Annotated in this window: 11 protein-coding genes; 4 read left to right on the forward strand and 7 right to left on the reverse strand. The window is 44.4% G+C overall.

The window, feature by feature from the left end; all coding sequences use genetic code 11:
- Window positions 1–20: 20 nt before the first annotated feature.
- Window positions 21–491 (reverse strand): DUF29 domain-containing protein, encoded by a 471-nt coding sequence (locus tag RMY32_RS00840; RefSeq protein WP_322696961.1) that lies wholly within the window; start codon window positions 489–491, stop codon window positions 21–23.
- A gap of 131 nt (window positions 492–622) precedes the next feature.
- On the opposite strand from RMY32_RS00840, the gene RMY32_RS00845 reads away from it, so the two are divergent.
- Window positions 623–922, forward strand: coding sequence for a 30S ribosomal protein PSRP-3 (locus RMY32_RS00845; RefSeq protein ID WP_013190996.1), 300 nt, complete (start codon window positions 623–625; stop codon window positions 920–922).
- Between the two features lie 10 nt (window positions 923–932).
- Here the strand turns inward: RMY32_RS00845 and RMY32_RS00850 are convergent, their stop codons facing one another.
- From RMY32_RS00850 to atpD, 4 genes are all read right to left on the reverse strand, one after another.
- On the reverse strand, window positions 933–2,843 hold the full coding sequence (locus RMY32_RS00850) for a protein kinase domain-containing protein (protein WP_409882156.1): 1,911 nt from the start codon (window positions 2,841–2,843) through the stop codon (window positions 933–935).
- Window positions 2,844–3,042: 199 nt separating this feature from the next.
- Window positions 3,043–5,154, reverse strand: coding sequence for a flotillin family protein (locus RMY32_RS00855; RefSeq protein ID WP_322710335.1), 2,112 nt, complete (start codon window positions 5,152–5,154; stop codon window positions 3,043–3,045).
- 277 nt (window positions 5,155–5,431) lie between these two features.
- On the reverse strand, window positions 5,432–5,845 hold the full coding sequence (gene atpC / locus RMY32_RS00860; protein ID WP_322696958.1) for an ATP synthase F1 subunit epsilon: 414 nt from the start codon (window positions 5,843–5,845) through the stop codon (window positions 5,432–5,434).
- A gap of 156 nt (window positions 5,846–6,001) precedes the next feature.
- The gene (gene atpD, locus RMY32_RS00865) at window positions 6,002–7,450 is read right to left on the reverse strand and encodes a F0F1 ATP synthase subunit beta (protein WP_322710336.1); all 1,449 of its coding nucleotides are present in this window, start codon (window positions 7,448–7,450) and stop codon (window positions 6,002–6,004) included.
- A 471-nt stretch (window positions 7,451–7,921) separates the two neighbouring features.
- Between atpD and RMY32_RS00870 the strand changes: the two genes are divergently transcribed.
- The gene (locus tag RMY32_RS00870; RefSeq protein WP_322710338.1) at window positions 7,922–8,071 is read left to right on the forward strand and encodes a hypothetical protein; all 150 of its coding nucleotides are present in this window, start codon (window positions 7,922–7,924) and stop codon (window positions 8,069–8,071) included.
- Entirely contained in the window at window positions 8,019–8,843 is an 825-nt protein-coding gene (locus RMY32_RS00875; RefSeq protein WP_322710340.1) for a SirB1 family protein, read from the forward strand. Before RMY32_RS00870 ends, RMY32_RS00875 begins: the two co-directional genes overlap by 53 nt.
- 128 nt (window positions 8,844–8,971) lie before the next feature.
- Here RMY32_RS00875 and RMY32_RS00880 read toward each other — a convergent pair whose 3' ends face one another.
- Window positions 8,972–9,415, reverse strand: coding sequence for an SRPBCC family protein (locus RMY32_RS00880; protein ID WP_322710341.1), 444 nt, complete (start codon window positions 9,413–9,415; stop codon window positions 8,972–8,974).
- A 268-nt stretch (window positions 9,416–9,683) separates the two neighbouring features.
- Between RMY32_RS00880 and RMY32_RS00885 the strand changes: the two genes are divergently transcribed.
- Entirely contained in the window at window positions 9,684–11,360 is a 1,677-nt protein-coding gene (locus tag RMY32_RS00885) for a mechanosensitive ion channel (RefSeq protein WP_322710342.1), read from the forward strand.
- Window positions 11,361–11,567: 207 nt separating this feature from the next.
- Here RMY32_RS00885 and RMY32_RS00890 read toward each other — a convergent pair.
- Window positions 11,568–11,780, reverse strand: a 213-nt coding sequence (locus tag RMY32_RS00890) for a hypothetical protein (protein WP_322710343.1), incomplete at its 5' end; no start/stop codon positions are given.

Raw genomic sequence — 11,780 nt, forward strand, 5'->3', positions numbered from 1 at the left:
TTTACATCATCATAATCCGCTCATGACTCAGGTAAAAAATCGGGATTGAGGGCTTGCTCTGGCGTAAAGGGAGATTCTTCGGGGAAGATAGCCAAATGCAATTCAGTTTCATCAGCAGCCAAGAGTCTAGCATCGTCATAACACAGCCCAAAAACCTCATAAAAATATGGTTTGAGGCTAGGACTTTCTTCTAGAGCTTGTCTGAGGCGTTTGCGATGCTCCCGAATTGTTGCTCGCCAACTACCAGAGCGCTTCTCGGCTTGATATTTATACTTCAATAGATGCATTAGTACCACTTCCAAGTTGCTTCTGAGTGCTTTCTTTTCACTCCTGCCCATTGTTTCAATTTCATCAATCAAATTCTCTAAATCCAGTTCTGTGAGCCGACCTTGTTTGAGCAGTTCTGCCGTGGTTTGAATCCACAGGTAAAAGTCTTGCTCGTACAAATCTGAACCAGATGTTGTTTGAGATTCGGGCAGTTGAGCAGTCATAAGCATCTTTTGTTAGCGCCGACTAAACCTTATGCTAGACCATTCTCAATCACTGTTTGGTCATTTGATAGGGTATTGCGTTAAAATAAGCGATCGCTATCCTAAATGCCCGGAAATTCCCGGAGGTGTGATTGACCAAGTTTATTTTGAAAATTTTGTGGTTAGACGAGAACGTTGCTCTCGCAGTCGACCAAGTTGTAGGTAAAGGCACCAGTCCCTTGACTAAGTACTTTTTTTGGCCCAGAAATGATGCCTGGGAAGAGTTAAAAAAGGAATTAGAGTCCAAACATTGGATTACTGATGTGGATCGTGTTGAGTTGCTTAATAAAGCAACAGAAGTGATTAACTACTGGCAAGAGGAAGGCAGAAACCGTCCAATGGCAGAAGCTCAATTGAAATTTCCAGAAGTTGCCTTTACAGGTAGCGCTTGATATTACAAAATTAGCTATTGTCCTGTTCTACAAGCTGCCACAGTTTGATAGTCTTGTCCCGGCTGCCGCTTGCAATTAATTGTGTAACTTTGCTCACAGCAACAGCAGATACTGAGTCTACATGACCAGAGAGAGTAACAATCTCTTCTGCTGTGCTTACCCTCCAAAGTTTAACTGTTTTGTCGCAACTTGCACTTAGGAGTGTTTCGCCATCGGCAGTAAAAGCCACAGCCACCACAGACCAAGAATGGCCTACAAGCGTGCAAATTAGCTGACCAGTGTTTACGTCCCATAATTTAATAGTGTTATCATCACTACCCGTCGCCAAAATTTGACCATCAGGACTAAAAGCGACTGTCAAAACCGCCCATGCATGACCCGAAAGGGTGCCTAATAAGCGAGGGAAATGAGGCAAGGGGGCAGAGGGAAAGGGGCAGGGGGCAGGGGGCAGGGGGAAAGGGGAAATTTCCTTTGTTCCTTGTAGGCGGTCTTTTAACTCAGCACTATCCATATCTCCCTGCTCCCAGCTCCCTGCTCCCCTGCCTCTTCTTGATATCTGCCACAGGCGAATTGTTCTGTCATAACTAGCGCTGGCTAAAAGCTGTCCTTGGGGACTAAATGCCACTGAATTTACCTTTAATTGGTGTCCGGCTATAGTGCAAATTTCTCTGCCAGTATTGACATCCCAGAGTTTGATTGTCTTATCCCAGCTACCACTAGCGAGAATCTGCCCATCTGGACTGAAAGCAACTGATTTTACAGCGTGTGCGTGTCCCCAAAGGGTGCAGATTTCTTTTAATGTATCAAACTGCCACAATTTGATAGTTTTATCATCGCTAGCAGTTGCCAGAATTTGACCATTAGGACTGAAGATAACTGATTTTACAGCTTGAGAATGCCCTGATAAGCTAGCTAGGACTTTTTTAGTATTTAAATCCCACAATTTGATGTTTTTGTCATCACTAGCACTGGCTAAAGTGTGACCGTCAGGACTAATGGCAAGGGCATTCACACTACTTAATGCCCCAGAATGCTCAGTTAGGGTATGCAAGCATCGCCAAAGAGGAGCGCACCTTTGCTGCACTGACGGCGCAACTGGGATTTTGGATTGAATACCCATTGCTTGCATAACTGCATCAGCTGATTGAAAGCGACGGTTCGCCGCATTTTGCAGTAGTTTGTCGAGAATTTGCGCCAAGCGTAGACTTTTTGAGTCTTGTCGCCAGACATCGCTTACCTTAGTAGTAAGATATTGTTGCCAAACCCAGCAATCGTTTGCAATATCAAATAAATCAAAGGGAGAAATCTGGGTAAGTAAGTAAATACAAGTTACACCCAAGCTATATAAATCACTAGCAAAAACGGCTTTTCCCTTTGTTTGCTCTGGTGCAGCGTATTCTGGACTACCGATACTGGTTTCAGATGTTAAACGATCGATTTCTGTAACGATTTTCGCAGTGGAAAAATCGACTATGACGAAATCTGCCTTGTTGGTAATTGGGCATCTACGGATGATATTTTGGGGTTTAATATCGCGGTGGATGATGTGGCGATCGCTAATAAACTGCAAAACTGGCAACACATCTTCTAAAAGTTGCCAAATCTGAGTTTCATTAAAAGCGCCTTCTTCTTCAACCACCTGAGCTAAATTAGTGCCTGCAATAAACTCTTGCACTAAATAGAAATGCCCTTCTTGCTGAAAATAATTTAGTAATGCGGGAATTTGTGGATGCTTCCCTAATTTTTCTAGTTGTTGCGCCTTTTGCTCAAAAGTAATAGAAGTCTCGTATTCTTGCGATAATTCTTGAACGACGCAAGGAATTGGAGGAAACTCACCCTCATCTACAGCGAGGAAGGTTTTAGAGAATCCTCCTTTACCAATCTGCTTAATTAAACGATAACGTTCTTGTAAAAGCAAAATTTATCCACCTACAAGGTGGGCAAAATGCCCACAATAAGATACTGTCGTTTGTTTTTTATAGGACTTACGCAAAATATCTCTCAAACTCTGATTTCTTCGTGTCCTCTGCGCCTCTGCGGTTCGTTATTCCGTAACTCGTGCGTAAGTCCTATTTTATAAGGGCACAACAATGTTATGCCCCTACCTCATATTCCTGATGTTACTTATCCGCCGGAAAATTCACAACTATCGGTGGATAACCGTTTTCTGTGGTCGGTTGTCCATTGTTAACTACTGGTTGTGGATGCAAAGGTGTTGGTGTCAATTCACCCTTACCAGTTTGATTCCATAAAATCAAGGATAGTAGCCCATCCACTAAGCCATTATTGCTGCCGTTACTGCCAACTAAGACATCTGGTATCAAGCGGACATTGCGATCGCCTATAATCTGCATTAGTTGCATTGCTGTATAACCTTGTGAACCCAAGGCTTCCACACCAGCGCGGTAGGTTTCAGCTTTGGCGTTACCTGTGGCCCGAATACCTTCAGCCTCAGCAATTGCCCGGAGTTTTGTCCCCTCAGCTTCACCGTTCGCCTCTTTGATTTGGGCTTGGGCTTTTAGTTCAGCAATATGCACACTCTGCTCTGATTTTACCATTTCTTGCTGGATATTAGCGAGTGCCGTTTCGCGAACAAGCTGCTGCCGTTGGGTTTGCGCCATCTGCTGGACTTCATAAGTCTTGCGTTCTTCTTCAGCAATTTTCCGGTCTGTCTGTGTCTGCATTAACGATGCTGGTGGCTGAATATCACCAATCAGGGTGTCGATCGCTTGCACGTCATAAGCCCGCAATGCTGTTTTAATATACTCAGCAGCCTCAGATTGTCGTTCGCTCCGAGCGGTAAGAAAGTCTAGTACAGTATAGTCTTGGGCTGAGTTGCGGAAATAATTACCAATAGTTGGTTCTAATACATGGTCTACCAGATTTTGCATTGCACCAACGCGAGAAATTACCTTCGGAGCATCTAAAGCACCCACATGGATAATTTGCGCTACTTCCAAATCAAAGGCAAACCCATCACGCGATCGCACTGTCAAGGAAGCTAGTTGAGCATCATAGCTGTGGCGTTCAGTGCGATCTGACCAATTTAATACAATGTTGGTCGTTGGCACCAGTTCCATCTTCATGATCCGGGAATTAATCGGGTGCTTGCCAGGATATAGCGGTTCGACCCACACGCCCTTATGTCCAGGATTCACCAAGTTACCGTGGGTGAAGGCTGCGCCGCTAACATCTTGATGTGCCTTACCCACAAAAGAAATTACCACACCCACATACCCAATGGGAATTTCCGTCATCGGCACTTGTTCAACCTGGACAAACCAAGGGTTTAAGTTCCAAGAACCAGAAAGCAAGGTTTGCTCTTGTAAGCCCCGCCGCCCACCGCCATTAATAAATTTCTGACCATTTTGGAAGTTGTCGTGTCCCTCAATTATGGGGCCTGCAAGTTCGCCGGCAGAAATTGGCACACCATCTAAGGTAGTAACGATGCCAACTTTGTCCGATGCCAGACTGTACACCCGCAACTGTTCTGGTGTCATGCCATGAGCGCTGGCATTTGCTGCCACGATCACTTTAAACAAGGCGGTATTAATCCGGTACGTACCAGCCGTAAGAAAACCCATTTGCCGCCCTTTTTCCCCACCTTCAGTAAGGAATTTCCGAGCATCTTGGAAGTTGTCGCAACTGACAATTTTACCCAAAATTCGCTCTGGTGGGTTGGGTTGACCATCTGCTGCCACAATCAAAGCGATTTCCCCTTGGGGAACGACAACCACTGGCTCTTTTTTTACAGAATACTGCCAAGGCCAATAGCCCCAATGCCAACCAGGAGCTAAAGTATCTGCCTGCAAGCCAGCTTCACCGTTGAGGGCAATCAAACTGCCGGCAGGGAGTCCGCGCCCGGAAAGGGTAAATTTTCTAACTACAATACCGACTTCACGTTCGCCAATTACTACAAGTCCGCCAAAGAATAAGGGTACAAATATAACTAAACCGCCCACAAGTAGAATTGGAACCACTACAACAGGATTAATTCCAGCAGCTTGATATTGAGTCCTGCTAATTTGTAACTGAGCAATATTTGGTTTGGTCTGATTTAGCTGGACTGATGCAGTAGTTGTTTTTAAAGGCGTGGCATTGGCAGAGTGAATACTTCCAGCGATCGTCAAAGAAACTGGCGCAGCCATCGCTAAGGTTGCTACGAACGATGCTGCAAAACGAGCTACCTTATTTTGTTTACGAGTACCAAGCAAAGATGAAAGGCTTTTCATAATTTGTGCCCATCTGGGCAACTAATTAGCTAAATTAACACTTCACCAAGGCTTGCCTCGATTTCTTAAACTTGACGTAATTTTTTTAAAATTTAATAAACAAGGAGTCAGAATTCAGAATTCCGGATTCAGAATACTCTATCTATTTACGGAGAAACTTTTAGCATCCGTACAGAATTAATACTGATTTCTGACTCCTGACTCCTGAGTTCTTCTTCATAAATAATTTGTAGGTTGGACATTTACCCAACCTACAAAGTTGAAATAGAAAGTAAAATTAGATTGAACCGCCAGCAGCTTGAAACCGAGCGCGGGCGCGTTTGAAGGCTTGGGTTGCCTGAATTTGGGCTTGGCGATCGTCTGCGGAAACTTGACTTAGACGTGTTTCTGCTTGGTTGTAAGCAGTACGAGCTTCATCAAGGTTAATTTTGTCGCCACGTTCAGCGCCGTTAACCAGAATTGTCACTTCATTTTCTTCGACTTCGGCAAAGCCACCCAAAAGGGCGATCGCTTCCCAATTCTGATTTTTAGCGCCCCGAACTCGCATTACACCAGTATCAAGGGCGGTCAAAAGTGGGGCGTGTCCAGTTAGGATACCTAATTGACCAGTAGTGCTAGGTAAAACTACTTCTTCAGCTGGGGCATCCCAGACTGTTTTATCTGGGGAAATTACACGAACGGTTAATGTCATTTGTCCTTTGTCCTTTGTCCTTTGTCTTTTGTCCTTTGTCTTTTGTCCTTTGTCCTATGTCATTTGTAATTGCCATTAGTCATTAGCCTTGAACTAATGACTAATGACTAATGATTAATGACCAGTGACCAATGACCAATGACCAATGACTAATGACTAACCTTTGATTTTTGCAGCTTTGGCGATCGCTTCGTTAATATCGCCAACCAAGTAGAAAGCCTGTTCTGGCAGATCGTCCAACTCACCAGACAGAATCTTTTGGAATCCTTTGATGGTGTCTTCCAACTTCACGTACTTACCAGGAGAACCGGTGAATACTTCTGCCACAAAGAACGGCTGGGACAAGAAACGCTCTACTTTCCGGGCCCGCGCTACGATGAGACGGTCTTCTTCAGACAATTCATCTAGACCGAGAATGGCGATAATGTCTTGGAGTTCTTTATAACGTTGCAGAGTTGATTGCACCGCCCGCGCCGTATTGTAGTGTTCGTCACCGACAATATTGGGCTGAAGCATGGTGGAAGTTGAACCAAGGGGGTCAACTGCGGGGTAAATTCCCTTAGCTGCCAAACCGCGAGACAGTACTGTAGTTCCGTCCAAGTGGGCGAAGGTGGTAGCAGGTGCGGGGTCGGTGAGGTCATCCGCTGGTACGTACACTGCTTGAATGGAGGTAATCGAACCCTCGGTAGTCGAGGTAATCCGCTCTTGCAGTTCACCTACGTCGGTTCCCAATGTGGGCTGATATCCTACCGCAGAAGGCATCCGACCGAGTAGCGCCGACACTTCCGAACCTGCTTGTACAAACCGGAAAATGTTGTCAATAAACAACAGCACATCCTGCTTGTTCACATCGCGGAAGTATTCTGCTACTGTCAATCCTGAAAGACCAACCCGCATTCTAGCTCCGGGTGGTTCGTTCATTTGACCGTAAACTAGAGCAATTTTTGATTCGTTGAGGTTGTCTTTGTTGATAACCCCAGATTCAATCATTTCATTGTAGAGGTCATTGCCTTCACGAGTGCGTTCGCCCACGCCAGCAAAAACGGATACTCCACCATGCTGAGTAGCGATGTTGTTGATCAACTCCATCATGATCACGGTTTTACCAACACCAGCACCGCCGAATAGACCAATCTTACCACCGCGTCGATAGGGAGTCAGAAGGTCAACAACTTTAATCCCAGTCTCGAACACTGAAGGTTTAGTTTCCAGGTCGGTGAATTTGGGAGCAGAGCGGTGGATGGGTAAACTTGCCTCAGCATTTACAGGGCCTCTGTTGTCTACGGGTTCGCCAAGGACGTTGAAAATTCGACCCAAAGTGGCTTTACCAACTGGCACGTTAATGGGAGCGCCTGTATCGGTGACTTCAAAACCACGCACTAAGCCTTCGGTGGAACTCATCGCAACAGTCCGCACTTGGTTGTCGCCCAGCAGTTGCTGTACTTCAACGGTGAGGTTGATTTCTTGTCCACCTTCGTTGGTGCCAACGATTTTCAAAGCGTTGTAGATTTGTGGCAATTTCCCGCCGGGAAATTTAACGTCTACAACTGGGCCAATGATTTGGGTAATGTAGCCAATGTTTGTTTTTTCTGCGGTTGTGACCATGCTGCGCCTAATGAGTGAAGCTAGATTTCAGATAAGGTCGGAGAAGACATAAGAATAAGAAATGTCACCTTTCACTCTAGCATCGGACGGGGACATAACTCTCTTAGTAATTCCTTAAAAAGGTGTTTGGTGGCTATGGCTGTAGTCCCCATCTTGACTAGATTGACGGGATAGGCTCTAGTTTATCCCTAATTTCATTTTTCAGATGCGATCGCCCTAGCTTTAACTTAATGTAGCAAAATATACTATTACTCTAAATTACCTAAATATTTACACTTGCAGGCAAAAAGCTAGGTATCAAATATCTAGCTTTTGCTTTGAAATAATTCATATTTGTATTACATTATGTTCTTTGCATGGTTACAGTCCATCAAAGAGATCGCCAACGCAGCATTTACTAAAAGTTAGTTAGTAATAGATATATAAAGCTATCTATAAACTTCATTTCCAAAACTTCTGAATATCCATAAGATGAAGATAGATACAAAAACAGCTTTTAGCCAAGCCGCGATGCCTGAGTTGGGCAGAGCTGCGGCTTCATCCTCACACCTCCACCGAGCAACAGCTTATGAATTTATCGTCAGCACGACAATATTTTTACCAGGAGATTCAGCAGTCTGACGAGCAAATTGATCTAGCAAAGGCAGCTTTGTACATTGCACAAGAAGAATATCCCAAGCTAGATGCAGAAGAATATCTCAACGCCCTTGATACAATGGCATGGGAGCTTCAAGAACGTCTGCCTGATTCAAGATATCCTTTGCGGATAGTTCAAAGTATTAATCAGTATCTCTACGATGATTTAAAATTTTCTGGTAATAAAATTGACTATTACGACCCGCGCAACAGCTTTTTCAATGATGTAATCGATCGCCGATTGGGGATTCCCATTACCTTAGCGCTGGTTTACCTGGAAGTTGCTCGACGGATTGATTTTCCGATGGTGGGTATAGGTATGCCAGGACATTTCTTGATCCGCCCAGATATTCCTGATATAGAGATTTTTGTGGATGCTTTCAATGGCGGTGAAATAATATTTACCCAAGATTGCGAAGAACGCCTATCTCAACTTTATCAGCAACCTGTGACGCTACAACCAGAATTTTTAGCTGTAGTTAGTAATCGGCAATTTTTGGCCCGGATGTTGACAAATTTAAAATTTATTTACCTCAAACAGCAAGAGTTAGAAAAAACACTGGCAGCAGTTGAACGAATTTTGTTGCTGTTTCCTGGTTTAAATTTAGAATTGCGCGATCGCGGTTTGATCTACTATCAACTCGGTTACTACCCCCAAGCCATAGATGACTTACAAAATTATTTAGCAAAAGTTCCCGACGCCGAAGATGCATCTGTGATTCGGCGGCTACTTATCGAACTGGGTAAAGAGAAGTAGGGGAGAAATCAATTCAAAATTCACGCATTCAAAATTCACGCATTCAAACATTGTAGAACTTCTGCCTCCTGCCTCCTCTTTCCCAATGCCCAATGCCCAATGCCCAATGCCCAATGCCCAATGCCCAATTATTTTTGTTCTTCTGCAACTCGTTTGAGGCGACGTAGCTGGGCTTGCATATCTTCTTTCGTCCACGACGCAGCAAAAGTATTAAAACCCCAACTAATTAAAGGGTTAGGGATATCGTACTCAAAGCGGTTAAGTAAAAGCGTTCCCTTTTCTGTTGGCTGACATTCCCAGCGATCGCGCCCTTGAAAAAACCCCTGAAATTCCCAGACTACCAAACCCGGTTGTCGTTCTACAACTACGCTATTCAAGGTGGGTTTCAGTAGAGGAATTTGAATAATAAAACGACTTTTACTACCGACATCGGTACTCCAAGCTTCGCCCACAGGTTCGCAACGGAGAACGGGGTTGAGCCAACGGTGCATAAGAGCTAAATCGCTAATACAGCGCTCCACCACTGTAGCTGTAGCATTAATTTGAATCGATTGTTCCAAAACTTGGGACATTCCACATCTTTAGTGCTGTTGCTGCAATTAGAGTAACGCAAAATTCAGCAAAGTGGAAGATGAGGGAGCAGGGAAGCAGGGAGCAGGGGGCAGGGGGAAAATTCCTCTTCTGTGCATCCTTCCCCCTGCTTCTCTGCCTCTACCCAATGCCTAATGCCCGTATATTAAATCAAATATGAGTAAATATGTATGTTTTTACTGGTAAATTGATAGGCAAAACACTGACTCAGTGTTTGCGGCGAATACTTAAGCATAATTCCCGAAAACCATGAACACAACTTGGCAAGAAATAACCCAGGTGATGTCTACGACGGGCTACACCTATGGAGTTGGTTTATCCACAAAGGTGCAGCAATTTTTGGCACAATCATCGCCCAGCCTGCAACCAATACAACCAGCAGTGAATCAAGGAATCGCTGATGTGCAAGGTATTGTTCAACAGTTGATTCTATTTACGCCTCGTCTTTTAGGGGCGGTAGCAATCTTACTCGTAGGTTGGCTGATTGCAGCGATCGCAGCTGCACTGACGCAAGGAATCCTCAAGCGCACAAACATAGATAACCGCATTGCTGCTGGGATAACGGGTCGTCAAGATGTTCCCCAAGTGGAGAAATTAGTCTCTAGCTTAGTCTTTTGGAGCATTATCCTGTTAACTGCGGTAGCTGTTTTACAGACGTTGGATCTGGAAGTAGCCTCTCAACCCCTAAATAATTTCCTCAATCAACTTATTGGCTTTTTGCCAAAGTTGGTTGGTGCAGGAATCCTTTTGGCAGCAGCCTGGTTTTTGGCGACGATTGTGAAGATTATCACTGTCCGCTCATTACAGGCATTTAACCTGGATGAGCGTTTGAATCCAGAACCAGAAGACAGAGCGCCCAGCTTGAATCAGCTGTCTCTTAGCGATACGATCGGCAATGCTCTGTATTGGTTTATATTTTTACTGTTTCTTGCCCCAGTTTTAGATACTCTCGGACTCAGGCAGGCTCTACAACCAGTACAAGCTCTAATTACAGAAGTTCTGCTAATTCTGCCGAACATTTTAGCGGCGATCTTGATTGCTGTAGTTGGCTGGTTCATCGCTAATGTAGTACGGCGGATTGTGACGAACTTGCTGGCAACAACTGGTATCGACCATTTAGGTAGTCGGTTGGGATTATCTACAAGTGCAGGGGTACAACCTCTATCGAGTATTATCGGCACAATTGTCTATGTTTTGATTCTGATTCCTGTGGCGATCGCAGCGCTGAATGCCTTGCGAATTGATGCGATATCTGTCCCGGCGATCGCTATGCTGCAACAGATTCTCAACGCTTTACCTGCCATCTTTACAGCTGCAGCAATTTTGATTGTTGCTTATTTCATTGGGCGGTTTATCGCGGACTTGGTTACAAGTATCCTCACCAATTTAGGGTTTAATAACATTTTCACTATTTTGGGTCTGACTACACCCGGCCGACGAATCGTCATTTCTACAGAATCAGCAACCCCACCGATTCCAACCCGCACTCCATCGGAAGTTGTAGGCATTGTTGCTTTAGTGGGGATCATGCTGTTTGCTACAGTGGCGGCGGTGAATATCTTGAATATTCCAGCCCTGACAGCATTAGTGTCTGGGATTGTGATTATATTCGGGCGGATTTTGGCCGGATTGGTAATCTTTGCCATTGGCTTATTCCTGGCAAATTTGGCTTTTAACATCATTACCAGTTCAGGCGATCGCCAAGCCCAGATTTTGGGACAAGTGGCGCGGATTGCAATTATTGCCTTAGTCTCGGCAATGGCACTGCAACAGATTGGAGTTGCCAGTGATATTGTGAATTTAGCCTTTGGACTTTTACTAGGTGCGATCGCAGTTGCTATTGCCCTAGCCTTTGGTCTTGGAGGACGCGATATTGCAAGAGAGCAAGTTCAAGAATGGTTAAACTCTTTCAAAGGTAGAAACTAAAAATTGATGAAGGCGCAATTTTATCTGTAAATCTGGAAAAGTGCAGCCGTAAGCATCAATAGTGCAGAAAATCTATCGGCAATTTTGCTTAAGAGGTTGAAAGTTACAGCTTAGAAACTCGGAGTTTGAGTATAGAATTTGATGTTTCGAGTTCTAAAGCTCAAGTTCCGAGTTCTGAAGCTCAATGGTAATAATCGGCGATCGCTCTCAAAAACAAGAAATATAACAGATTTCAAATTGGTAAGCTACAAAAATAATGGAAAGCAGAGAGCGATCGGACTGAGAGCTAATTTGTAAACTCAAGTAAAGTCCTTGTCTTGTATACTTTTCAGGAATTTGAGCCAATAATGCACTTATTCGCTGAAACTCAGACCTCGCAATGATTTGAGTATCCTTAAGATTTTCTTTACGAATCAGCTC

Source organism: Nostoc sp. ChiSLP03a (assembly GCF_034531215.2).
Taxonomy (GTDB): Bacteria; Cyanobacteriota; Cyanobacteriia; order Cyanobacteriales; family Nostocaceae; genus Nostoc.

Excerpts from the sequence above, each read along its gene's own strand:
- RMY32_RS00840 (WP_322696961.1), bottom strand. The coding sequence starts at position 491 with ATGACTGCTCAACTGCCCGAATCTCAAACAACATCTGGTTCAGATTTG.
- RMY32_RS00855 (WP_322710335.1), bottom strand. The coding sequence starts at position 5,154 with ATGAAAAGCCTTTCATCTTTGCTTGGTACTCGTAAACAAAATAAGGTA.
- atpC (WP_322696958.1), bottom strand. The coding sequence starts at position 5,845 with ATGACATTAACCGTTCGTGTAATTTCCCCAGATAAAACAGTCTGGGAT.
- atpD (WP_322710336.1), bottom strand. The coding sequence starts at position 7,450 with ATGGTCACAACCGCAGAAAAAACAAACATTGGCTACATTACCCAAATC.
- RMY32_RS00870 (WP_322710338.1), top strand. The coding sequence starts at position 7,922 with ATGAAGATAGATACAAAAACAGCTTTTAGCCAAGCCGCGATGCCTGAG.
- RMY32_RS00875 (WP_322710340.1), top strand. The coding sequence starts at position 8,019 with ATGAATTTATCGTCAGCACGACAATATTTTTACCAGGAGATTCAGCAG.
- RMY32_RS00880 (WP_322710341.1), bottom strand. The coding sequence starts at position 9,415 with ATGTCCCAAGTTTTGGAACAATCGATTCAAATTAATGCTACAGCTACA.
- RMY32_RS00885 (WP_322710342.1), top strand. The coding sequence starts at position 9,684 with ATGAACACAACTTGGCAAGAAATAACCCAGGTGATGTCTACGACGGGC.